Annotated in this window: 16 protein-coding genes; 8 read left to right on the forward strand and 8 right to left on the reverse strand. The window is 44.7% G+C overall.

What is annotated here, in order from left to right; genetic code table 11:
- Positions 1–109: 109 nt before the first annotated feature.
- Together JGK11_RS26415 and JGK11_RS26420 are read left to right on the forward strand one after the other, a co-directional pair.
- A complete protein-coding gene (locus JGK11_RS26415; protein ID WP_293213514.1) occupies positions 110–6,997 on the forward strand; it encodes an FkbM family methyltransferase in 6,888 nt (2,295 codons plus the stop codon).
- A gap of 16 nt (positions 6,998–7,013) precedes the next feature.
- Complete coding sequence (locus JGK11_RS26420) at positions 7,014–8,732, forward strand: FkbM family methyltransferase (protein ID WP_293213492.1); 1,719 nt, start codon at positions 7,014–7,016, stop codon at positions 8,730–8,732.
- A 33-nt stretch (positions 8,733–8,765) separates the two neighbouring features.
- Here the strand turns inward: JGK11_RS26420 and JGK11_RS26425 are convergent, their stop codons facing one another.
- From JGK11_RS26425 to JGK11_RS26435, 3 genes are all read right to left on the reverse strand, one after another.
- On the reverse strand, positions 8,766–11,006 hold the full coding sequence (locus JGK11_RS26425; protein WP_293213495.1) for an O-linked N-acetylglucosamine transferase, SPINDLY family protein: 2,241 nt from the start codon (positions 11,004–11,006) through the stop codon (positions 8,766–8,768).
- A gap of 164 nt (positions 11,007–11,170) precedes the next feature.
- Complete coding sequence (locus JGK11_RS26430; RefSeq protein ID WP_293213498.1) at positions 11,171–11,740, reverse strand: type IV pilin-like G/H family protein; 570 nt, start codon at positions 11,738–11,740, stop codon at positions 11,171–11,173.
- Positions 11,741–11,869: 129 nt separating this feature from the next.
- Complete coding sequence (locus JGK11_RS26435) at positions 11,870–13,192, reverse strand: class I SAM-dependent methyltransferase (protein WP_293205930.1); 1,323 nt, start codon at positions 13,190–13,192, stop codon at positions 11,870–11,872.
- Between the two features lie 365 nt (positions 13,193–13,557).
- On the opposite strand from JGK11_RS26435, the gene JGK11_RS26440 reads away from it, so the two are divergent.
- The 3 genes from JGK11_RS26440 to JGK11_RS26450 all read left to right on the forward strand — a co-directional run bounded on the left by JGK11_RS26440 (position 13,558) and on the right by JGK11_RS26450 (position 17,923).
- Positions 13,558–15,759, forward strand: coding sequence for an O-linked N-acetylglucosamine transferase, SPINDLY family protein (locus JGK11_RS26440; protein WP_293213501.1), 2,202 nt, complete (start codon positions 13,558–13,560; stop codon positions 15,757–15,759).
- A gap of 238 nt (positions 15,760–15,997) precedes the next feature.
- Positions 15,998–16,615: a Uma2 family endonuclease gene (locus JGK11_RS26445; protein WP_293193371.1), complete on the forward strand. Its 618-nt coding sequence runs from the start codon at positions 15,998–16,000 to the stop codon at positions 16,613–16,615.
- Positions 16,616–16,738: 123 nt separating this feature from the next.
- Positions 16,739–17,923, forward strand: coding sequence for an AI-2E family transporter (locus JGK11_RS26450; RefSeq protein ID WP_293193372.1), 1,185 nt, complete (start codon positions 16,739–16,741; stop codon positions 17,921–17,923).
- Between the two features lie 245 nt (positions 17,924–18,168).
- On the opposite strand, the gene JGK11_RS26455 is transcribed toward JGK11_RS26450, so the two are convergent.
- A complete protein-coding gene (locus tag JGK11_RS26455) occupies positions 18,169–18,795 on the reverse strand; it encodes a Uma2 family endonuclease (RefSeq protein ID WP_293186545.1) in 627 nt (208 codons plus the stop codon).
- A 421-nt stretch (positions 18,796–19,216) separates the two neighbouring features.
- Here JGK11_RS26455 and JGK11_RS26460 point away from each other — a divergent pair, with 421 nt between their 5' ends.
- Complete coding sequence (locus JGK11_RS26460; RefSeq protein WP_293186547.1) at positions 19,217–20,392, forward strand: homocysteine biosynthesis protein; 1,176 nt, start codon at positions 19,217–19,219, stop codon at positions 20,390–20,392.
- Between the two features lie 252 nt (positions 20,393–20,644).
- On the opposite strand, the gene JGK11_RS26465 is transcribed toward JGK11_RS26460, so the two are convergent.
- Entirely contained in the window at positions 20,645–21,886 is a 1,242-nt protein-coding gene (locus tag JGK11_RS26465; RefSeq protein WP_293213503.1) for a hypothetical protein, read from the reverse strand.
- 796 nt (positions 21,887–22,682) lie between these two features.
- Between JGK11_RS26465 and JGK11_RS26470 the strand changes: the two genes are divergently transcribed.
- Together JGK11_RS26470 and JGK11_RS26475 are read left to right on the forward strand one after the other, a co-directional pair.
- Positions 22,683–23,618, forward strand: coding sequence for a tetratricopeptide repeat protein (locus JGK11_RS26470; protein WP_293213505.1), 936 nt, complete (start codon positions 22,683–22,685; stop codon positions 23,616–23,618).
- Positions 23,619–23,945: 327 nt separating this feature from the next.
- Entirely contained in the window at positions 23,946–24,836 is an 891-nt protein-coding gene (locus JGK11_RS26475) for a Uma2 family endonuclease (RefSeq protein ID WP_293213507.1), read from the forward strand.
- A gap of 26 nt (positions 24,837–24,862) precedes the next feature.
- On the opposite strand, the gene JGK11_RS26480 is transcribed toward JGK11_RS26475, so the two are convergent.
- From JGK11_RS26480 to JGK11_RS26490, 3 genes are read right to left on the reverse strand one after another with little or no spacing between them, the layout of a single operon-like run.
- A complete protein-coding gene (locus JGK11_RS26480) occupies positions 24,863–25,069 on the reverse strand; it encodes a hypothetical protein (RefSeq protein ID WP_293213510.1) in 207 nt (68 codons plus the stop codon).
- Positions 25,066–25,410, reverse strand: coding sequence for a hypothetical protein (locus JGK11_RS26485; protein WP_293186554.1), 345 nt, complete (start codon positions 25,408–25,410; stop codon positions 25,066–25,068). The genes JGK11_RS26480 and JGK11_RS26485 overlap by 4 nt, the downstream gene beginning before the upstream one ends.
- Positions 25,403–25,648 carry a hypothetical protein gene (locus JGK11_RS26490; RefSeq protein ID WP_293186555.1) on the reverse strand — a complete coding sequence of 82 codons (246 nt, stop codon included), beginning with the start codon at positions 25,646–25,648 and terminating at the stop codon, positions 25,403–25,405. The genes JGK11_RS26485 and JGK11_RS26490 overlap by 8 nt, the downstream gene beginning before the upstream one ends.
- Positions 25,649–25,757 lie beyond the last annotated feature (109 nt).

Below are 25,757 nucleotides of genomic sequence, written 5' to 3' on the forward strand. Positions count from 1 at the left end.
GTAACTCGTTGTTACTACAGTAGATTGATAACTTTTAAATTAAATATTTGTTCATAATTCAAATGGCTGACTTACTTTCATAAAAGGATTGAATATGGGCATAGTACGCATGGGGCCGCCGACCGAAATTATATACAAACTCAAAGAAGTTTACGGGATTAATAATTTCATTGAAACAGGAACTTATCAAGGCCATACAGCCTACTGGGCAAGCCAAGTATTTGACCAAGTTTTTACAATAGAGTATTCTCAAGACATTTATCAAAAAGTTACCGAAAAATACGGTCATATCAAAAACATAGACTTTCTGTACGGCGATACCAGAAACCTGCTTCAAAATACACTATCACAGCTTGAAAGTCCAAGTTTATTCTGGCTTGACGCTCATTGGAGCGGAGGGCTAACTTACGGGGAAAGCGACGAGTGCCCCTTGCTAGCAGAAATCGAAATAATCAACCGCTCCGACTGCGAACACTTTATTTTAATTGATGATGCCCGATTGTTTTTATCTCCGCCACCTGCGCCCCATTCACCTCAACAATGGCCGGATATTAGCGCCATCTTAAATTTGTTGAATTCAGCAAAAAACAGCAGGCATATTGTAATTGTTGATGATGTAATTATTGCTGTTCCACTGCGGGCAAAACAACTAATTGTTCGGTATTGCCAAGATGCGATCGCAAGTTTAGGCAATACAAACAGCCGGAAACAGCAAGAAAACAATCAAACCACTGAGGTATCTGCGGATAATCTTAATAACGGAGAATCTATCAACAACTATGAATTGAAAATTATCGAAAATTTTATTGCTTCCGGTAATGTGGTTTTCGATATTGGCGCAAACATAGGTAGCTGGACAAATCAAGTATTAAACATCTGCCCCGACGTTCAAATCCATTTGTTTGAGCCAGCACCGCCAATATATCAAACACTTCTACAAAACCTGGCTGAACCGATTAAAAGCGGTCAACTCGTGTTAAACAACTTGGCAATAGCACACCAACCGGAAATCAGGGAATTTTATTATTACGAAAAATCTTCTGGATGGAGTACATTTCACCGCCGATTTGAAATCGAAAAACAGTATAATATTCAGTCGCCTCAGCCATTTCAAGTTTTAACCGCTACCCTTGATGATTATGTCCAAACAAGGGGCATAAAGCGAATTAATTTCTTAAAAATTGATACAGAAGGCGGGGAACTAGAAGTTCTTCGCGGAGCAACTAACCTTTTACAGAAAGGCAAAGTAGATTATATTCAGTTTGAGTACGGCGGAACATTTGTCGATGCCAACATTACATTAAAACAAGTATTCGAGCATTTACAAAAATTCCGTTACACAATCTTTAAAATACTGCCCAATGCTTTACAACCCTTACCCCAGTTTTCACCAGAATATGAGAATTACGAGTATAGCAACTTTTTAGCGGTAAACGAGAGGTTCACAGCTTTGATTTTTAGTGAAGCACCAAAACTGCTCGATTTGCAGCAGCTTTGCACAAAACATTCTGTTGTACCGCGCGGCGTTATTCACATTGGGGCGCACGAAGGCAAGGAAATTGCAACATATCAAACGATGGGGGTGGAAAGGGTACTATTTGTTGAAGCAAACCCTGCTGTTTTTGAACGTTTGCAAACGAATATAGCTGGTTTTTCTAACGCGCTAGCCGTAAATTGTGCAATTAGCAATATCAACGGCACAAGCACATTATATGTAACTTCTCTGGATCAAAGCAGTTCGATATTACCATTGAAGTATCATCAGGATATTTATCCAGAAATAAAGGAAGTCGATCGTGTAGTTGTGGAGTCGAGGACTCTCGATACACTTTTAGAAGAACTTCAAATTAATCCCGCCGACTTTAATATATTAAACATTGATATTCAAGGTGCAGAGCTTTTGGCTTTGCAAGGAGCAACCAATGTTCTGCAACACATAGAAGCAATAAACACAGAAGTCAATTATAAAGAACTCTATGAAGGATGTGCTTTAATTGACGACATTGATGATTTTTTAGAGACGTGCGGCTTCGATCGCGCTGCAACTGCAACACCCTACCACCCATCTTGGGGCGATGCGTTTTATGTGAAAAAACCAGTAATTGCAATGTCCACGCTGGGCAGAAACGGGCGGTTTGCCAATCAAATATTTCAGTATGCTTTCTTGAAAATTTATGCAAAAGAACATAACTTGAAGGTAGAGACACCAGCTTGGATTGGCCAGTATCTCTTTGGATGCAATGATATGCCCATATCTCAGCATTTACCTGTAGTTAGCGAAGAAACTAATAACCTTTTAGAAGCTCGCATACCTAATGCAAAAGAAATATTTAAAAATGTGGATTTTTGGGGTTACTTTCAGTACCATACAAGGTATTATGCAGCGCACAAGGAGTATTTTAGGGCGCTGTTCAAACCGGTGCCGGAAATAGAAAAGAAAATGAGTGAAGCCTGGGATTGTTTGCGATCGCGCGGTAAAACAATCGTCGGTTTGCACTTGCGGCGGGGAGACTACGGCTACAGCGATTTCTTCATCGCACCGAGCGAATGGTACAGAGAATGGCTAAAAGGTTTGTGGGAAACTCTGGATGAACCGATACTATTTATTGCCAGCGATGAACCGGAAAAAGTTTTAAGTGATTTTGAGGATTACAATCCCGTCACAGCAAAAGATTTAGGTTTGGAGTTACCGCAAGCAGAGTTTTATCCTGATTTTTACTTGTTGAGCCAGTGCGATATTGTAGCAATTTCAAATAGCTCATTTTCATTCGCAGCTTGTATGCTAAATGAAAAAGGCAAATTTTTCTTTCGACCGCACTTGTCGGCGGAAAAATTAATACCATTTGACCCCTGGAATAGCGAACCAATTTTGCGAGAATCTATGCCAATTAACTTTTTGACGATCGTCCTCAACGGCCAGCCTTTTATCCGCTACCACATAGAAGTATTTAAACAACTACCTTTTAAGTGGCACTGGCATATTGTTGAGGGCGTAGCCGAGCAAAAACACGATAGTGCTTGGATGCTTAAATTCGGCGGGCAAATTACGGACGAGCTTCACGACAACGGCCGCAGCAAAGACGGGACAACAGAATATTTAGATGAACTCGCGCAGCTATATCCAGAGAATGTAACAATTTATCGGAAAGGAGCGGGTGTTTTCTGGGATGGAAAACTAGAAATGGTCAATGCACCTCTGGAAATGATTAATGAGGAGTGCTTGCTATGGCAAGTAGATGTAGATGAATTGTGGACGGTTGAGCAGATTTGTACAGTCCGGCAGATGTTTGCAGATTATCCAGAAAAAACAGCAGCTTACTATTGGTCCTGGTTTTTTGTCGGAGAAAAACTGGCTGTCAGCACGCGCAACTGTTATTCTCAGCATCCTCAGCAGGAATGGTTGCGGACTTGGAGATATAAACCGGGAGCTAGGTGGAAAAGGCATTCACCCCCCACCTTAGTTGAGCCTTTGGCAGACGGTGAAGTTAGAGATATTGCTACTGTCAATCCTTTCCTTCACGAAGAAACAGAAAGACTGGGCTTGGTGTTTCAACACTTTGCTTATGCGACACCTGAGCAACTACAGTTTAAGCAACGGTATTACGGTTACAAAAATGCAGTGGCAGAATGGATTTCCCTGCAAGCTGCAACGAGTTTTCCCGTGCGCCTAGGCAATTATTTTTCCTGGGTGTCAGATGGAACGATGATTAATACCGCAGAAGCGCTGGGAATAGCACCGATCGCGCGGCGAGACAACGATAGCAATGAGTGGCATTTTGTGCAGCCAGAAAAGGTGCAAAAGCAAACTACCCTTGCCGAACAGTCTCTCAAAATTGTTGTGGACGGCGTGTTTTTCCAGCTTTACAATACGGGAATTGCTCGCGTGTGGCGATCGCTCCTAGAAGAGTGGGTGCATCAGGATTTTGCCAAGCATATTATTGTGCTCGATCGCGCCGGAACAGCACCAAAAATACCGGGTATTAATTACCGTCCTGTTCCCGCTTATAGTTATGACAGCACAGATGCCGATCGCGGAATGCTACAGCAAGTTTGCGACGAACTGGAAGCTGACTTATTTATCTCGACTTACTACACAACCCCGATCGCCACAACCTCTGTATTCATGGCTTATGATATGCTTCCCGAAATATGGGGAGCTAACCTGGACAAGCCCATGTGGCGAGAAAAGCATCGCGCTATTAACCACGCATCAGCTTATATTGCGATTTCTCAAAATACTGCTTCCGATTTAGTCAAATTTTTCCCAAATATTGCTGCGGAGTCGATCGCCGTAGCTCATTGTGGAGTCGCCAGCAGTTTTTCGCCAGCCAATCAAGAAGAAATTACCTATTTTAAGACTAGGTACGGCATATTCAAACCTTATTTCCTTGTGGTAGGTGCTGGAGACGTTCATAAAAATACAGATTTATTCTTTCAAGCTTTTAGTCAACTTCCTACAAGACAAGCATTTGATATTGTCTGTACGGGGAAACGTTTCCCATTTAAAGATGAGTTTAGAGAATATACATCCGGTAGCGCCGTCCACATACTGGAACTTAGCGATCGCGAGTTGAGTTTCGCCTACTCTGGTGCCGTTGCCCTCGTTTATCCTTCAAAATATGAAGGTTTTGGTTTACCAGTTTTAGAAGCGATTGCTTGCGGATGTCCTGTCATTACTTGTCTTAACGCTTCTATCCCTGAAGTTGCGGGTAAAGCAGCTTTATATGTGAGCGATACTGACGTTAACGAGCTTGCACAGGCACTTTGCGAGGTACAAAAGCCAGATGTCCGCAGGGCTTTAATCGCAGAAGGACTAGAACAAGCGAAAAAGTTTTCTTGGTCAAAAATGGCAAGGATAGTTAGCACGACGTTGATATATGCTGCTTTTCAAGCTTTAAAGCTGAGGAAAATTAATTTAATCGTTTTCCCAGATTGGTCAGCATCAGAAGAGTCTATTGCCACTGATTTGATTAAAGCGATTAGGGCGATCGCCACTCACCCTGACAGAATGAAGATGACATTACTCGTAGATACTGCCAACATTTCTGAGGAAGAGGCAAATCTGGCTTTATCGGGCGTTGCGATGAATCTGTTGATGGAGGAAGATTTAGACGTTACTGAATCTGCTGAAATATCGTTAGTGGGAAATTTGGAGCCAAGGCAGTGGGATGTTCTGCTCGGCCGCATCCAAGCTAGACTTGCTTTGGAAAACGAAAATGAACAGGCGATCGCAGCCGTCAAAGCAGAAAGCCTGCTTTCCTGCGAGCTAGATAGCTTCAGCAACAGGCGAGCTGTTTTGTCAGAAGAAGGAGATTGGAAGTTCATTTCTCCCGAGCTAGAATCTCTGACAGATCCTCAAACAGAAAATGATTTTCAAGAACAATCACCGGTAGATTGCTACTTAGAATATATTAAAACAAATTGTCCGACTCTAGATTTAAATACTTGGTTGCGCATAAAGTCAAGTCTTGAAACTACATCTTGGGACAATCCTGTATCCGCAGCAGATTTGAATAATTTTGCTGTTGTGGCCTTGATTCAAGCCGAAAAGTGTCCGGACTTATCGGTTAAGGAACTCTATTTTAATATGGCATTAGAAGCTTTAAATAGAGGAGTAGAGTTGCGGGAGCATCCTCTCTGTACGGCTCATCTTGCTGTAGTGCTTGCCATGACCGGAGAAATATTAGAATCCAGTCAAATTTCGCTAGCATCCTTTATCGATACTCTGCACTATGCTGATAGCTCGGTTGATAAAATTCTGCCAGCAATTGTATATATTCCTGAAAAGGATAACAGTTTGAGAAGTTACCGGAACGAAAATATTACTCAAATTATACAAGCAAAAGAGGGTTATACTCAAGCGGTTATGTTGTTGACAGAAGTGCTGTGTCGGTCACTGCTTGTCTCTTACAACACCCGAGGACTTTTCATCAAACACTTAGCAGCTCAAGTTTTCCCGGATTCCATTTCGATCAATTTAACGCTCGGAATATCGAGCTTGATCAACAATTTATGGGAAGGGTTGTTATACCTGCACCGCGCTAGACAGAAAGCTCCCGATTCAGCACCGATTTTGCAAGCACTCTACCTCGCATACAAAAATTTAGAACAGACAGAAAAAGCAAATTACTGGCTAAATTATGCTCGCAATGTATGCAAAAATCAAACTCATTCTCTCGATTGGAGATGGACAGAGTTAAAATTGGAAAGTTATTTCACTTACGTGCCATTTGAAGGTCAAATTTTATTGGCGGTTGAATCAAATTTCCAAAGTTATGCGACTGGGGTATTGATTTCAGAAGGAGACTGGTTTGAAAAAGAAATGGAATTTTGGCGCAATTCGATCGAACCAGGCATGACTATTATAGATGTGGGTGCGAATGTGGGAGTGTACACCTTTAGTGCTGCTCGCCGCGTAGGATCTAAGGGTCGTGTTTTAGCAGTCGAACCTTTTTCAAGCTGCGTTCGCTGTCTGCAAGAAAGCTGTAAAATCGGCAACTTTGACTGGGTGACAGTCTGCGCGGGCGCTGCGAGCGATCGCGCAGGAAAAGCTCGGTTGTCTCTTTCTCTTGCCAGTGAACTAAACAAAATTGTGGTTGGCGAATCTGCCGAAAAAATGGAACCCGGTACTTTTGAAGATGTTACCTGCTTTACTCTCGACAGCCTAATTGAAACAGAAAATCTAAGCACAGTAGATTTTATCAAAATAGATGCGGAAGGACATGAAATCTCTGTATTGACTGGCAGCGACAAAATTTTGTCTGAATTTTCTCCTGCAATCCTTTATGAAAATACCGACGTAGGTCAACGCAGCAATCTAGCTGCTGCCGATTATCTCAGAGGTAGAGGATATCGATTATTTATCTATCAACCTTATCTGCAAAAGCTGCTTCCTGTAGAGTCTGCTGGAGATTTGCAAGGAAATCTCAATGTCATCGCTTTACCTAGGCATCTTAATCATTTACAATCTCTAAATCTATCCGAAAATTTTTCATAATTCAAAGGGATTCCTTATGCCTGTTTTTCTCAACAGTTTGAAAAAAAGCGGTCATTTAGACCGGATTTACATGACACTCTGTAATATTGGCTGTCGTAAATTAACAAGCGAAGATGACTACGGCAGCCAGGGATGGAATATTTTTGCACCTCGGCTGACTATTTACGGTTTTGATGCAGATGCAGATGCTTGCGAAGCAGCCAATGCTGACCTTGAAGCGCGACAAGTCAATTGGACTGAAAAACATATTCCTCTAGCCTTAGCAAAGTCTGTAGGTGAATCTACACTTTATGTCACACAACATCCCATGTGCAGTTCGCTTTATCCACCTAATGAACCTTACTTGGAGCGTTTTTCTGGACTACCCGAACTTGTCAACTTAGATTTTTGTATTGAACTTGAAACCACCACTTTAGATGAGTTTTGCCAGCAGGAAGGAATTGATGAAATAGATTTCCTGCAAATTGATGTTCAAGGTGCAGAACTTCAGGTTTTAGAAGGTGCTTGTGAAATTTTAAACCGAAGTGTTCTAGCGGTTCAGTCTGAAGTAGAATTTTCACACTTATACTCAGATCAGCCTCTGTTTGCTGATGTTGACACCCATCTTAGAAAACAAGGTTTTACACTGTTTGATTTAGAACAAGCATATCGGCTTCGTGCTAGAACACCTATTGGCTCGGCAGTTCGGAACGGTCAATTGCTTTGGGGAGATGCTTTTTATTTTCGGGACTTAATTCAACATGACCTTGACAGCCCCTTAAAAACACCGCATAAAATTCTCAAGTTAGCTTGCCTCGCGGATCTTCTGGATTTTCCAGACTATGCCCTGGAGTTACTAGAGTATTTAACTTTGGAGTACGGCAACAACCCTAACTATAACTTTGCCAACAATATCGTTGAGAGTTTGGCTCAATTTCCAGAGCTTGTCAGCCAAGGACTGGGTTCCCTCGCTGTCGTGGCAAGAATTCAAGATTACATTAGCGATCGCGATGTTGTCTCATTCCAGGCAAGTCAACCGCTAAATCAGCAGTCGATTTCTCCAATAGCTATGTTTCAATCCGATCGCTCTAGCCAACTCTTCGTGCAGCGACACAACCAAAGACGATTGGAGCATCTTGCGAGCTTGGGATTAGATATAGCTGCTAAAACTGTACTGGAAGTTGGAGCAGGAATTGGCGACCATACAAGCTTTTTTCTAGACCGGGCCTGTCAAGTTGTCACGACAGAAGCAAGACCTGGTAATCTAGAAATTTTGATTGCCCGCTATCCCAATCTAGAGGTAAAGCATCTAAACCTAGATCAACCCGATTTAACAATGAATCGGCAGTTCGATATCATTTATTGCTACGGGGTGTTGTATCACCTACAAAAACCGACTCAGGCGATCGAGTTCATGGCTCAGTGCTGCAAAGATATGCTACTGCTGGAGACCTGTGTATCATTTGAGGATGAAGAATCGATCAATCCTTGTGTAGAACCGGCAGAGAGTCCATCACAAGCAATATCAGGTCAGGGATGCCAACCTACCAGGCAGTGGGTATACAACCAACTGAAGCAATACTTTAACTTTGTTTATATGCCAATTACTCAACCCAATCACGAAGAGTTTCCTATAGATTGGATTTCACCTCCACCTACAGAAATTTTGACAAGATCGGTATTTATTGCCTCAAGACAGCCGCTCAACAATCAACTTTTGATTGAAGATATTCCTATGCAGCAGCAACGTCATTAAAATCATCCCCTTTGGAAAGGCAATTCAATAATGCTAGCTTAGAAGATAAATTTCCCACATTTGCTCGTAGGCTTTTTCCATCTCGCGAGTAAAATGCTGAGCATTCCAAAGGGGAGAAGTTTGCCTTGACTGCCGAAGTTTCCACGAAATTTGCTGCCGCAAAGCAGCATCTTTCCCTAAACGAATTCCCCATTCCACATATTCTTCATCAGTCCAAGCAATACCCTCTGTCACCCCTGCATTCATCATCATAGTGTAGCTGTTGCGCGCCGCAAACTGCTGCCCGACTCGCGTCACCAAGGGAATGCACATCCAAAGAGTTTCTAGAGTGGTTGTGGCTCCGTTATAGGGATAAGTATCCAGAACTACATCTGCAATACCTAAGTTAGCTCGGTGAACTTCCTCTGAAGAAACTCCTGGCAAAAATCGCAGGCGATCGCCCTCCAAGCCCTCTTCTTCTGCTAACTGGTTAAAGAATTTTTGAATCGATTTTTGATCTGCCCCGCCTTTGATCAAAAAGTAACTGTTAGGAACTTGCTTCAAAATCTTCACCTGGAGTCGCGCTGTATCTGGATGCCGTTTGTAGCCAGTCTGGCTGCTGAGGTATACGACTGCATTGCTCGGAATATTCAATATATCGCGGCGCAAAGTCGGTACTCCCACTTCAAAACCTTCTACAGCTATGTAAGTGTGGGGCAATCGCCAAATTTTTTCACTGTAATCATCCTGAGCAGATTCCGGCACAACGTAAGGATCGGCAATAAAATAGTCAATTGCAGGCAATCCTACAGCATCCCAACCCAACCAAGTAACTTGTATCGGTGCCGGTTTCATTGCCATCACTTCACAGTTCACATCTAAAGTAATACTGTCAAGATCGATCAAGATATCAATTTCATCTCTGTCAATTTGTTCGGCAATATTTGTGCTGACTATCCCGCAGCGATACGGCTTATCAACATGATTGACATACCAGTTTTGTAAAAAGTGTTCTTCCTCTTTGTAGCCGATAAAGTAGGCATGAATTTGAAATTTATCCCGATCGTGATGCTGAAACAGCCATCGCGCTAGCCAGCCCACAGAATGTCTCCTCAAGCAATGGGATAGGTAGCCAATCTTCAGAGGCCTGCCAGAAACACCAAGGCTCTTGCGAAATAACTGTCGCTGCCGGTATCCCTCTATCTCATCCTTAGCATAGTTTTGAACGTTGCTCTGGCACAGTTGAGCCAATTGGTTGCCTATTTTTCTGTTAGTTTTCGGATCGTCCTGAAAATACGGGGAAAAAAAGCTGGTAACGAACAAGTCGCAGACTGTAGAGGATGACAGCGAGGTCGGACATTCAGCTATTAGCAATTCTAGGAGCGAGTGGAGCCGATCGAGCGTTGTGAGCGCTTCTGCCCAATATCCGCCGGCACTCATCAACCCTCGTAAAATCAAGTGAGTAGCGTAAACTTTGGCGGGTAAGTCTTGTTGTAATGAATAGAAAAGCTTCGCTGTTTCTATGCCTTCGTCGAATTCACCTAAATTTTGATAAAAACAAGCCTTGTGGCGAACTAACTCTGGCTGATTGGGAGCTAAACGCAAACCCAATTCAATATAGTTTATTGCCAATCTAGTTAACTTTAAGATGTACCCAAGTTCAACACAAGTTTCAATAATAATGTTAATATAAGTTTGAGGCTCGCGGACGTGAGCTATACAGGTTTCTGCAAACTTCCAGGCGGACGGGTGTGCAGAAACGCAGTTCAAAACCCTTTGCAGCACTCGCATCAATCGAACTGTGTCGGCGGCAACCATCCCAGGCTCCAACTCCAGCATTTCAATCAAGCCTGTAGAAGTCAGTTCATCTGGTGTAAAAGTCTCAAGCTGGATAGAAATCTCGATCGCGCGCAACAGGTTGTCAACATCTGCCGGATTTATTTCCCGGATGTGCTGTCGGATCGCCCAAGCAAGCGAATAGTCTGCCAAGCCCTCTCGGCGATCGGCTTCCGTTTGCAGCACATCTAAAAGTTGAGCAGTCCATTCATCAACTTGTTCCGCTTCCCCGTCGGCCATTCCCAGCAGCCAAGTTGTTTGAGCTTCCATCTCTTGCCCCTGCAACAACAGCATCAACCCCAAGTGCCAGTAGTGGGACTTGACTTCCGGCTCCGCTGCAATTGCTTGCTCGTATAAATTTTCAGCCTGAGTGTAATTTCCTTGAATTAAATATTGATTAGCCTGTTGCTGCCAATGAGCGCGACTATCTGATGAAATATTTTGCAAATAAATTGTCATAGTAGCGTATCAGTCCGATCTTTTCTGAATATCTATCTCAGGTAAATTCGTCATTCAATAACAATGGGTAGTGTCAGCTACACTACCCATTGTTTGATGATAATGTTCAAATTAGGCTTGCAGGAACAATACCAACTTTGACACATTGCTAAATCGGAAACTATCTACTTGGACACTATTGTCCAACTGGTATTATTACATTTTATGTTTTCAGCAGTAATATCCGCAGCATCCGCTGGGCCAGTCGGCAGACCAACGCCTGCTGCTGTACTCTCGCACAGGACTGCGGTGCTAGTTTTCTCAGCACCACCTTGTGCAATTAGTGCTACCGCCCCTATGTAAGATTTGAGTACGTTGCTTTGACCGTGTGCTATATTTCCTACAGCAGTGGTAGTCGTAGCAAGAGTTGGCTCTGCCTGTGTTGCTGCTGGGGCAATACTATATTTGTAGTTCTGAGTCTGAGTTTTAATGCCAAGCCCTAACGCAGGAACGAAACCGACAAATTTGCCGTTTTCAGCAAACCCTGCCTGCTGGGCGCGGTTCATTGAACCAGCGTACTGCTTGGCCTCTGACTGCTTGGCTTTGTTCGCTTGGTTGAGGAAGGAGGGCAAAGCAATAGCAGACAGAATACCGATGATGATGATAACGACCAGCAGTTCAATCAGGGTAAAACCCTTATCTTGTCTTTTTTGATTGAGGTGTTGCAGGAATCTGGCTTTAAATTCAGTTTTCATTGGTTGTTTCTCCTAGAGGGTGGGATGCTTGATTTCTAACTCTTGTATGTAACTTACCCACTTCTGCTCAACTTCATATCACTGTTGGTAAAAATGTTTTTAGCAGTCTCAGTGAAAGGTACAGATAGCTCAATAACGCTCCAAAAGCACGTACATAAAGACTTCTAGGCTCATCAAGAGTTCCTTTATTTCATCGAAAGCCCTCTCCCGACTAACAGGTTCCAGGGTTGCAAGGTCTAGGGGTCTGAGCTTGAGCCAGCGCTCCGCTAACGATATCGCAGGCTGCGCGCCCTCCCACAGAGGCAGCAAGCAAGCTGCCATACCGCTCTCTATCAAAATCGGCACTAAGGTTGGCGAAGTGACATAACGGCTAATCTGGAAGGAACTGTGGTTAGCGATAGATTTAATCAGTTCTTCTTTTAACTGGGGAGTTCGGATCTGAGGATGCAAATGCACCTTTGCCTGCTGCCAGTCAGCCACAGTCCATTCCGAAACAGGTACAAACGAGTGAGCTTGGTTCGGCAGACCGCACCAGAAGTCTATCAAACGATGGACTGGATGTAAAAGTTCAAACAGGTGCAGCCGTTGTTCCACAGTAATGTCTGGCAAGCTCATTGCCAGAAACGCAGGTAAGTCATTTGGCTCCTTGAACAAATCCGTCAAGTCCCACAACCGCCAATAGACCATACTGATAAATTCTAAGTCAGCAGCTTTTAATGCTGAAAAAACTTCCGGTACTGTAGAGCCTTTGTCCCCCAGTAGCAAATAGTTAGCCAGCATCCATTCTTCGTTTTTTTGTGCAGGAGAACTCCAGGTTCTTGCTTTGATAGCCACGTCATCTTTGAGGTTTTGTATAATTTCTTTAGCTAGCTCTATCTCCATTTCTCTAGGATTATCATCCATCAATCCCATGACTTTGAAAACTTTTTGAACGGCAAAGAAAGAACTTCTCTGTAGAGAACTGTGGAGGTTAGTCCGAATAATTCCATCCGGTTTCAAAACCGATTGCATGGCTTGCAATCCGACAACTGCGTCTGGCAAGAGATAAAGCACCTCGTCACAGTTGATATAATCAAACTGCTGATTTAAGCTAGGCAGATCCTCAATTGACAGAGCATGAAACTCAACATTGTCAAAGCCGTGATATTGCAAGCGCTGTCGAGCGAGTTTAACAGACTCTTCGGATAAATCGATGCCAACAATTTTGGATCCCGGATTTGCTTCAGCCAAAACCAATGACTTGCAGCCACTACCACATCCTGCATCTAAAATAATTTTTCCGTCAGTTTGTATAACTTTTTGATTTCTTAAATAGTAAGCTGTTACCAAGTTATGAATGTACAGAGATTGATAGTCAATTTTGGGAGAGTGGTCGAGGGGAATTCGAGGATAAGGGGCATTGTCAAATTGCTGACGAATTTTCTCTATTAACTCTGATTCTTGGGTATCCATTCTGAATCGCTCCTGATGCTTCTAAATTGTGCTGCGCTAATTGCTCTGTTACAATACCGAAACTTATCTTACCCTACGCTCGCAAAAAACGATCGCCCGCGATCGCAGCCGCAACACAATACTTGCAATAATACTCTCAATCCCTAACTATACAACCAACCAGCACATCCATGAACACCAACATCAGCCCCATCCTCAAAGTATTCTCCTTCTCCGCAGCGTTTTCCCTGGCCATCAAGTACGCAGGGCCCAGCCTATCCATAGCCTCAACCGACTTCAACGCCCTCATCGCCGTGTTTACCCCCAGTATCATCCTAGCTGCGATTCTGGGCTGGCGGGCATGGCAACAACAGCCGAGGTAGGAGTTGAGCAGCCGCACACAACACCAAAAGCCCCACAATACCCAACAATACAGGACAGACGATCGCATGGATCTAACCACCTTGAATCTCAAACCCTTAAACTTGCTCATTTTCCCCGATTGGAGCCAACCAGAAGAATTGCTATATTTAGAGTTGGCACCAATTATCAAAAGTATTGTCACTCATCGCGATCGCCATAATCTAGCTCTTTTAATAGATAGCACCGAAATTTCAGAAGACTCTGAGTTAGACGCTGATTTAATTTTGTCCGGGATTCTCATGAATCTTTGCATGGAAGAAGATTTAGATCCTAGTGTCGAACCGGAAATTATTTTATTAGAAAACCTCACTCAAAGCCAGTGGCAAACTCTTCTGCCACAAATTCAATATAGAATTAAGTTGACTGCGGAAAATCAAATAGCACTAGCCTTGTCCGGCGCAGAAATTATCCCATTATTGGAACAGGATAGACTTAGCCATATAACGCTGGAATCACCAGCATCAATGGCCCTGAATTTGGCTAACACACTCTACTATCAAGGAAGATATGAAGAAGCTATTAAGCAGTATCAAAGATTTTCGCAATTCCAGGTAGGAGATGTAGCACTATTTTTGAACTTCAGCGATTGCTGGCGAAGAATTAATCAAATCTCAGCAGCTATCGCAATCCTTGAGCACGGGCTTCGCTATTACCAGACAGCCGGACAACTGCACTTTGAACTAATCAAAATTTGTCAGCAGAGCGGACAAACAAAAAAAGCTATTTCAAATGCAGAAATAGCCGTAGAAATTCTCCCGAATGAATACGTCTTTAAACTTTTTAGCCACTTGACATTGCCAATTGTTTACAATAGTTTACGTGAAATTCAAACTTACCGGAAGAGATTTGTCAGAGAATTAGAAAGCTTGATTCAGCAAACATCTTTGAAAACTCCACAAGAAAAAATAAATGCTTTTTTCGGCTTGCAGAGTTTCACTAATTTCTACCTAGCCTATCAAGCCCACAATGTTGTGGAATCCCAATCAAAATATGCCAATTTAGTGCATCAAATTATGGCGGCGAACTATCCCCAGTGGGTGGAACCGCGACAGATGCCTCCGCTGCCGGAAAATGGTAAAATTAGAGTCGGTTATGTTTCTAGTTACTTGCATTCTTACAGCGGCACTTTATGGTTGACCGGCTGGTTGCGCTATGCCGATACGAAAAAAATAGAAATTTACTGTTACTACACGGGTAACGAACCCGATCTAATTACAGAACAATTTCGCGAATACAGCCATGTATTCCGCCACATTCCTCACAACTTAGAAGCTGTATGCCAACAAATTATTGATGACAAATTGCACATTCTTGTCTTCCCGGAAATTGGGATGGATGCACCAACTGTCCAAATAGCAGCTTTGCGCCTCGCACCCGTGCAATGTTCGGCGTGGGGACATCCTGTAACCTCTGGTTTACCCACAGTTGACTATTTTATTTCCAGCCAATTGATGGAACCGGAAAATGCACAATTGCATTACTCAGAAACCTTAGTTAAGTTGCCTAATATTGGGGTTTCCTACCCAAAACCACTCGTGGGAGAATTAAACAACAGTCGCTTAGATTTTGACCTGCGAGAAGATGCAATAATTTACTTTTGCTGCCAAGCTCCTTTCAAATACTTACCGCAATATGATTTTATTTTAGCAGAAATTGCCCGCCACGTTCCGCAAGCTCAGTTTATTTTTCCGCGCGGTGAACTTTTGCGAAAACGGCTCAAGCGGGCTTTTGCTGCTGTTAACCTCGATAGCGAAGATTACTGTGTATTTCGAGCGATTGCAACTCGACAAGAGTATATAGCCATGAACTTTCTTGCCGATGTTTTCTTGGATACTTTCACTTGGTCGGGGGGAAATACGTCTTTGGAGGCGATCGCCTGCAATTTACCTATAGTAACTTGTCCGGGAGAATTTATGCGGGGACTGCACGCTTATAGCTTTCTCAAGATGCTGGGAGTAACAGAGACAATTGCCCAAAACGAAGAGGAATACATTGAAATTGCTGTCAAGTTGGGTCTAGATTCAGAGTGGCGGCGAGATATTTCACAACGCATGAGTGAGCGACACGCTCTTCTGTTTGATGATAAAGTTTGCGTGACAGCTTTAGAGAGTTTTTATCAAGGAGTTGTTCGAGAAAGACTTAAACAGTTGACAGTTGACAGTTGATAGTTGACAGTTGACAGCGAGGTTTTTTGGATGGGATTTATATCAAGTCCGATCGAATGATGACAATAAAATTAGTTTGTAGTGAGGACTTTAGTCCTTGACAGAATCAGGACTAAAGTCCTCACTACGAACCTTAGAGCCGAAACCCTCGAAAATCGCCCTACAAGTTCGTCTGACGCACCCTACAAGTCATATAATATACGTTAGGACGATCGCAACCAAACTCAAGGCACTCACCATGATTCAAACCATAACTGAATTAGTAACATTCGATGAATTCATTGACTGGTATCCTGAGAATTCAGGATGTCACTATGAACTACACAACGGAGAAATTGTTGAAATGCCAAAAGCAACAGGCAAGCATTCTAAAGTAGCAGGTTTTACCTCGCTGAAGGTAGGAATTGAGATTGAGCGTCTTAATTTACCCTACTTCATCCCGAAAGAAGCCGTCATCAAACCCATGCGCGAGGAATCTGGTTATGAACCAGATATTATTGTACTCAACGAACAAACCATTGGAAACGAGCCGCGATGGGAGAAATCATCAATTATTACAATGGGTTCATCAGTTCCCCTAATCGTAGAAGTAACTAGCACTAACTGGGAGGATGATTATGCCCGCAAACTAGAGGCTTACGAGTCAATGGGCATCCAAGAATATTGGATTATAGACTATCTAGGATTGGGCGGGAGACGGTTTATCGGCAATCCTAAGCAACCAACTTTTTCGGTTTACCAACTAATTGATGGGGAATACCAAGTTAAACTGTTCCGAGGGGCTGAGGTGATTGAGTCGCCAACTTTCCCAAAATTGAATCTGACAGCGCAGCAGGTGTTCGCGAAAGGGAATTGAAGAGGCTGCGTTGTAGGAGTATATTGTAAAGAGGCGATCGCATTTAAGCTATCTTGTAGAGACGCGATTGCAAAAGCGTCTAAAGCAAGGTCGGCAATTCCCGTTATAATATCCAAAAATCGCATGAAGCTAGGACAGTGGATGGGCTTATTAGCCCTCATCGCATCTTGTTACATCCTCTGGCAAATCAGGCAAGCGCTACTGCTGCTGTTTGCCGCCATCGTCTTAGCCACGGCCTTAAACAAACTAGCACGCTACTTACAAAAAAAATTCCGACTCAAAAGGTCGATCGCCGTACTGTGCTCAATTAGCTTCTTATTCCTCGTCTTCGTAGGCTTGTTCCTGATAATTGTACCGCCCTTCGCCCTGCAATTCCAACAACTTACCCAAAGAGCTCCTCAAGGAATAGCAAGATTAAATGATTGGGTAGATCAAATCGAAACTCGCTTCTCGGGACAACTAGGCCAGCGCCTGCCAAATCTTGATGTTAACGACATTATGCGGCAACTGCAACCTTTATTCAACCAACTCGTTGGCGGTGCAGGAGCATTTGTCGGCAATACATTAGGCGTTATCCTGAGTTTTTTGTTAGTCTTAGTTTTGACCTTGATGACTTTAGCAGATCCCCTATCTTACCGCAAAGCATTTACACAACTATTTCCCTCTTTTTATCGGCGGCGAATCGAGGGTATTTTAGATGAATGCGAAATAGCTCTCGGTAGATGGGTCATCGGCGCTTTAATTAGCATGAGTGTGATTGCTTTTTTGAGCTTAATTGGTTTGTCAGTTTTGCAAGTTCCCCTACCGTTAGCTCACGCTGTAGTAGCAGGATTTCTGAACTTGATTCCGAATATTGGCCCTACTATTAGCGTCATTCCGCCAATGACGATCGCACTTTTAGACTCTCCCTTAAAATCAGGTTTAGTCCTCATTCTTTACTTTCTAATTCAACAGTTTGAAAGCAACATCCTCACCCCCTACGTCATGGCACAGCAAGTATCGCTGCTGCCAGCAGTAACTTTAATAGCTCAAGTATTCTTCGCCACATTTTTTGGATTTTTAGGCTTATTGCTAGCCCTTCCCCTCACAGTTGTCGCTCAAGTTTGGATTAGGGAAGTGCTAATTAAAGACATTCTCAACCAGTGGGACGCCAATCCTAAAAGGTTGGCGGCAATTGATTCGGCTATTCATGAAGAGTACGAATCTATAGGAGTCACACAAAGCCGATCAGAAAATTTACCCGAACACAAACCAGACATTTCCGATGATCCAGAGAATGACGCAAATGACGTTCCTGGAAATCAGTAATTCAGGTTTGTACTCATCCCAGATCTGGCTTAAATAGCAGTTTATTTGGGAGCATCTCAGTTTTGCAAGAAGCATTTTTTATGGTAGTGCGAGCTTAAGAGCTCGCGTGCTTGTACAAGCACGCGAGCGGGGACAGCACTGTAAATGCTCCCGTTTATTTTTCAGTCCGCGAAGGCGGACTTTGTTTTTATAGAAGCGATTTTAATCGCCGATTTTTTTAAATATCTATCTTCTATCCTAGCACTCTAAACCGCATCTTGTCCAGCGCTGAAAATCTGTTGCACCGTTAAATTCAACTCTGGAAATGTGGGCGAAACAATCCTATCGCTCCCCCGAAACTGACTAACTTGATACTCGCCATCAACCAAATGGTGAACAAAAAAAGTAGGTTGTTTCGGATTGCCAATATAGCGTCTGCCACCAAGTCCCAAATAATCCGCAATCCAGTATTCAGAAATACCCAAAGCTTCGTAGTCAACCAACTTGTAGCCATAATCATCCCGCCAATTGGTACTGACAACTTCGACAATTAGCCGGACAGAACTACCCATTGTAATGATAGATTGCTTTTTCCATCTCGGTTCGCTGTTCGTCCCTTGTCTGTCCAAAACGATCGCATCCGGTTCATAACCAGATAACTCGTTATCAGCTTTGACAACGCATTCTTTGGGTACGAAGTAGGGCAATTGCAGCCTCTCGATTTCCATCCCTAGCTTCAGGCAAAGGAAGCCAGCTACTTCTGAATGTTCTCCGGTTGTTTTAGGCATCTCAACAATCGTTCCATTATGGAGTTCGTAACGGTTTATCGAATTTTCAGGATACCAGTCAATAAATTCATCGAAAGTGACTGGTTTTAATATCGCTTGAGTCATGGCGATCGCCCTTTATTTGATTTATGATATTATTCTTATATCCGTTATAACTCAATACGGTTCAGATAAGACAGATCCCCCCTAGCCAAGAGGGCGGGAACGGGGGCACCGCCCCTACAAGGGGGGGACAAGAAGTTGCTCAAAATCCCCCGACTATCAGGGGGGATTTAGGGGGATATCCGGGGAATTAACAGTGTTAACTGAACCGTATTGCGTTATAACTCACATCTTGCATCATTATCAAGAACAGGCAAGATGCCTGTTCCACAAGAAAATCAACTCTTTGTGGAACAGGCATCTTGCCTGTTCAGAAAAGGCTAATTGAGAATGGTGTAACATCTCAGTTATAATACATTTCTTTTATCTCAAACTATCGCCCGATCGCCAATCTATCAAACTAAAATCCAAATAAAATAGTGTTATGAGATCGATCGACGAAATCAACGATAAAATCAGCCAAGGCAAAGCCACAGTCTGGACAATCGAAGAACTCAAAACCAGAGTCAGAGAAACCAGCATTACCGAAGCCGCCAAACAAGTCGATGTGATTACCACCGGCACCTTCGAGCCCATGGAATCCTCCGGCGCCATCATCAACCTCGGCCATACTGACCCCCCGATCAAAATCCGGCAGTGCTGGCTGGACGGCGTTTTAGCCTACTCCGGCTTCGGCGCCGTAGACCTGTACCTCGGAGCCACCCAAGTAGCCGAAGACGGCGAAGAATCGCGGGAACGGGGCGGCGGACACGTCATCGAAGACTTAATCGCCGGCAAACCCGTGCAGTTGCGGGCTTTAGGGCAAGTAACAGACTGCTATCCCCGCGCCTCCTTTGAAACCACGATTACCCGCGATACCATCAACCAGTTTTATTTATTCAATCCCCGGAACGCCTATCAAAACTTTATTGTAGGAGTCAACGGGGGCGATCGCCCGCTGTTCACCTACCTCGGCCCCCTGCAACCGAACCTCGGCAACGCCGTCTATTCGAGCCTGGGAGCCATGTCACCCCTGCTAAACGACCCCCACCTCCAACTCATCGGCATCGGCACCCGTATCTTCCTAGGAGGTGCTCAGGGCTACATCACCTGGGAAGGAACCCAACACTTCCCGCTGCAAAAACGGCAGCCTAACGGGACTCCGATCGGCCCAGCCGCCACCCTGGCACTCATCGGCGACGCCAAACAGATGAACTCCAAATGGGTGCGCGGCTGCTACTTCAAAAACTACGGCCCATCCTTGATGCTGGGAGTCGGCATCCCTTTTCCTGTTTTAAACGAAACAGTCGTGGCGCACTGTGCAGTATCAGACAAAAAAATAGTAGCGCCGGTGGTAGATTTCTCTATCCCCCGGCGCGTTCGTCCCACATTTGGTTTAGTTAGTTATGCTCAATTAAAAACTGGTCGCATTCTCATCGAGGGTAAACCCGTGCGGGCCGCCCCGCTGGCGAGTATGTTTCTCTCGCGGCAAGTAGCTTTGGAATTGAAGCAGCAAATTGAAGCGGGTTTATTTACCCTCACGGCCCCAGTTGCTCCTCTATCTGTCGATCGAGTATTTCTTCCCCAAGATTTGTGGGGAGCCCAAGTCAGGATTGAATAAACAATTTGAGATTTTAGATTCTAGATTTTAGATTTTTTTGTGGAAGCACAAGGTCTTAGAAACCGGGTTTCTTGTCCCCGGCGTTGCTTGAAAGCTGAGGTTTGTTGTCAAGAAACTCAGTTTCCGATCCTTGCGAGTGCGTCCAGGATTCTAGATTTTAGATTGAAGTCTTCTGGTGAAAAACTGCACCCATGGGAAACTGATGCACTCACCGAAAATCTAAAATCTAAAATCTAAGAATCTAAAATAGTCTTATTCCTCAACAAGCTTAGGCTTCTTCACAGGCTTAGGAAGAGGTTCCTTGGGGACAGGCGGTGCTGCTGCGGACTTGATAGTAGGACGCCCTACAGGAGTACCGTCACCGCTGGGCTTAGGAGTAAAGGCACGCTTGTTTCCCCCTCCTTTGTAGCCACCACCGGGCGGCTTGCTACCGGGGGGGAATTTCCGCTTTTTAATCGGCAGGGCGCCAATATTGTTGGCCTGCTCAATCATCAGACTGTCAGCTTGCAATTTGACGTGGAAATCCCAAAAAAACCCGATCGCCTTTGTTCCTACATCCCCCTTGAGTTTCAACTTAAAAAACTTCATCTTGTCGTCATTCTTGCGAGGAGCTTGCTTGATTTTGACGATGAGATATTTTTCTTCCTCTTGCGATTGTTGATAAATCACCTCGCCTCGAATCGAAAAATAGCCATCTTCAACATCAGGTTCCGAGGGCGGCAAAGATGCAGTCGATGGTTCGCCGCCCTGCTCAATCTCCCCTGCTTCCTGATTTTCCTCATCAGAGGAAGTTTCGGGAGATTTTTTCAGGGTTTCCGGCTCCCAAACACCCATAATTTGGGCGTGCAAGTTGCCGTCTTCTTGCCTGGTGCGGGGATAGACCACCCACAGGTGTTCTTGTTCGAGATCCAGGTGATTTTTGACTAAACTCATAACTCTACCCAGCAAAACTGCGTCGATGGCAGTTCCGTCGGCAGCTATCAACATACCTCGGGTGAATTGCTCTTCAGATTGGGTGTAGCGGCCCCGCACTAAACCAACAGCTCGGTACTGTCTGGGTTCACTGGGAGGGGGAATGGGATGTTGGCGCATGACAGAGGGTATGTCATCATCATCGACCTGAGTTTCGTTAGTGGGAGGCTTGGGGGTTGGGGTAGGTACGACCGTGAGTTCAGTTGTCTTACCAGCAGATTCCGCAGGCGCTGCTGGCTCCGAGATCGCAGGAGCATCGCTGGGCTTTGGCTTTGTTTTGTCCCCATCGGGGGCAGAACTGTAGCGTGGTCGTTGCAGCGTATCCTTTGGCGCTGGGGCGTCTGTTGTCGCTGGGGCGTCCGTTGGCGCTAGGGCGTCATTTGGCGCTGGGGCGTCCGTTGTCGCTGGGGCGTCCGTTGGCGCTGGTGGTTGATTTTGGTCAACAGGTGCAGCCGACGCGGAAGACACGGGACTTTCGTCTGGTGTCTCGGGCACGGAGGCTGTAACTGCGGGCTGATTCACGGCGGGCTCGGTTGGCTGAGCCTTGCGAGCAGAAGTAGATTTGGACGATTTGGAAGACCGGTTGGGAGAGGGGTTCATAAAAACTCCTTGCAGCGGAGACACATCCCTTGAGGGAAATTAGGAATAAACTGAAGAAACTGATTTAAAAACTACTAGCACCCGACTTGAGGCTTGCGCCGGAAAGTTTGGTTTTGACCCGTCAACGCCAACTTTCTACTGCGCTACGAGCGATCCCGGATTTGCTGGCTGCTCTAATCCTTGTTGGCAAAGAGTTTGAGAGTTGCTAACCCAAGAATCGGTCGATCGCCCGAAAGCTGGCGTTGCTGGCTAATAGCGTTTAGGATATTCAGATACTTCAAGTCCGGACAATCTAGGATATATCCCGACATAGCGTGTTGAATACCTGAGCATCCAACCCGGCAATATCTCGCAATGATTTGAGGAAAATCCCCAAGGCGCCATTCCAATCTCTCTGGAGTAGCTTGCCTATTTTACTTAATCCAATTACCTAACGGGCTGATCCGCCATATTTTCGGTAATTTTGAGCTTAACCGCACTCTTATTGGACGAAAGCCACGTTCCTTGGGGCTGCGGGTCTTTGTGTCCAAAATAGTTTGGCTAGCGTGGAGTTGCGGGTCTGTTACCATATTAGCTGCAAGCAAAAGACTGGTTTGTGAATTGGGACTTTGAACTTAAGAACTTTTATGGTTGCATAGATCTGGTTAAATCGCAGACGCCCCTAGGCGATGGGTTGATTCTTAGAAAATAGTAGATTTTAAGTTGGGATAGTTGAATTATGGAAAAAGCAAACAAGGGTCGCGGGTTGATTACTGTAGTGGTAGTGCTTGCGCTCATCGCTTTTGTGGGATTTTCTCTGGTTCCAATTTTGGACAGTATTCTCAAGGGCAATCAAGCGCAAAGTCGATCGACTCCAACGCCAACTCAGACAGCCGCATCTAACGATAAGCAATCGCAGTTGCTGCAAGATCAGGTGAGAGGGTATGAATTGGTTTTGCAGCGGGAACCTGACAATGTAACGGCTTTGCGGGGACTTTTGCAGGTACGGCTGGAGTTGATCGGACAAGGAGTGGGGGCGATCAAGGATGTGGTGCCGACGTTGGAAAAGTTGGCTAAACTGAATCCTGAAACTACGGAATACGGGATTTTGCTGGCTCAGGCGAAGGAACGCACGGGCGATCGCGAAGGGGCTGCTGGGGCCTATCGGTCAATTTTAGCGTCTAAGCCTGGGGAAATTAAGGCTTTGCAGGGGTTGGTGAATTTGCTGTTGGTGCAACAACGGCCCGAAGCTGCGATCGGACTGCTGCAAGATACGCTCAAGGCTGCTCCGGCGCAGAATCAGGCGAAACCGGGAAGTATTGATGTAACTTCGGTGCAGTTGATTTTGGGGCAGGTTTATGCTGTGCAGAAGCGCTACCCAGAGGCGATCGCGATTTACGACGAATCGGCTAAGGCGAATCCGAAAGATTTTCGTCCGACGTTAGCTCATGCGATCGTGTTGAAGGAACAGGGCAAAACAGACGAAGCAAAAACGCTGTTTGATAAAGCGACTGAGTTAGCTCCTCCTAACTATAAAGATCAAATCAATCAGTTAGCTAGCGGCACTCCTTCGCCTTCTCCTGCGGCAGAAAAACCGAGTCCCGATCCTGCTGCTTCTCCCAGTCCAGAACCGTCAAGTTCTCCCAGTCCAGAAGGTGCGCTACCGAAACCTTAAGGACATTTGTAGGGGCGGTACGAAGAGTTTCCGCCCCACGATTTTGAGTGAAAAATTTGATACTTTTAACTCAAAACTTCTTATTTTATTCCGAATTACAGATTAGAGAGTATCCGCAAAAATAACGATTATAAGGTTTGTAGTGAGGACTTCAGTCCGCAGAAATTGATGCGGACTGAAGTCCGAACGATCAAACCTAGGAAATCATCTTATGATTATAAGGTCTGATCGTTCGGACTTCAGTCTTATGAAATTGATGCGGACTGAAGTCCTCACTACGAACCTAGGACATGATATTATGAATTAAGTCAGACCTCGGAGGGAATTATGACCCAAAGCGTTGACCGCGTTGTTCTACCTCCTGCTTTTCCAGACCACACTCAATTACCAGAGTCGGATGGTACTTTTGTGAAGAATTTCCAGGAGCATCCACAAAGTTTAATTTTAACAGATTCGATCGGCCCGATTTTGCAGCAGCGGCATCCTGACGGACAATATGCGATCGGTCAAGACTGCGGCATTTATTGGCGAGAAACCGAGCCACCGGAAAAAGGTGCAGAAGCTCCTGATTGGTTTTATGTTCCTAATGTACCTCCTAATATTGACGGTCAAATTCGCCGTTCTTACGTGCTGTGGCGGGAACACATAGCACCGTTAATTGCGTTAGAATTTGCGAGCGGGAATGGCGATGAAGAGCGCGATCGCACTCCGTTGTCTCGCACCGAAGAAGGGGTAATCACGAAACCGGGCAAGTTTTGGGCTTACGAGCGGGTGATGCGAATTCCCTATTACGGCATCTATGAAATTAACAGCGGGCGATTAGAAGTTTATCGGTTGATTGACGGATATTATCAACTTTTAGAACTGAATCAGCGCGGTCATTTTGCGATCGCACCTTTAGGCGTAGAATTGGGACTTTGGCAAGGCAGTTATCAAAACCAAACCATGCTTTGGCTGCGTTGGTGGGATGAGGAAGGTAATTTGCTATTGATTGGCGATGAAAGAGCTCAATTGGAGAGATTGCGAGGGGAACAACAACGGGAAAGAGCCGAGAGTGCAGAACAGGCGCGACAGCAAGCAGAACAGGCGCGACAAGCTGAATTTCAGGCAAGAAGGGCTGCAATTCCTCGGTTGTTGGGAATGGGTTTGAGTGCCGAACAGGTGGCGGAGGCGTTAGGTTTATCTGTGGAGGAAGTTAGGCAGAGTTCTCAGGGATGAGCCGATCGCACTCAATCACTTTATCCTTATCTCTCTGATTCAGTAGCTTGAGAAACAGGCTGAATTTTACCTAAACGATAAGCGGTTAGCGGACTTTTGCGAATATCAGCTTCGATCTGAGCAATCAGTTCATCAAGTGCAAAATTAAGACTGTCAAACTGCCGACAGACTTCGCGCATTTTAGCAACTGTCTGCTTTACTTTTTCGGGTTCTGGTTGCGGTTGTTGAGTCATAGTAGGTTCCAATCACTTTTAGCTTCTCGGACAGTAGCTTCTCCGGCCTCGGCTGTAGCTTCAGCTTGTTCTATCGTTTGAGTCAGTAGTTCTATGGTAGCAGTAGGAGCGATCGGCTGAAATTCCGAAATTCGCAGGAGCAGGTTAGAAAGGCGAGAATAAGAAGAAGTAGCTCGTTCTCTAATGTTTGTCAATTGTTCTAGCACAGAAGCAGTTGCCTCCGTTTCTCCAAATATTTCAAAAACAGATAGTTCAGTCGCTCCCGCTTGATTGATTAGCTGCACCAGTCGGCGCTGTAATTCTAGGATAATTGTAATAGTTCTATCGGGCAAATCAGCCATGAACTTTCTCCTCACTATCATCCAACTCCGCCATAAAATCGGCGGCAGAACAAAATTTAACATTTCCCTCAGCATACTCTTGACGAACTTCTGCCACCTCCTTGAGTAATTCATTGCGTCGCTGTTGTCGCAGACGATTTTGAAGAATATCTAGAAGCATGGCTTGATCTTCTAGTGATAAAACTTCTACAGCTTCAAGAGCTTGCTGGAATTGAGATGTCTGTGTCGTTTTACTCATATATAGCACTTCTAGGGGAGGTGAGGTATAGCTAGAACGTCTAAAAGCCTTACGCTACAAGCCCTAACCATTTAGTAAGTAGGGTGCGTCAGCCATTTGGTAATTAGGT

Source organism: Microcoleus sp. PH2017_34_RAT_O_A, from assembly GCF_020737885.1.
Lineage (GTDB): Bacteria > Cyanobacteriota > Cyanobacteriia > Cyanobacteriales > Microcoleaceae > Microcoleus.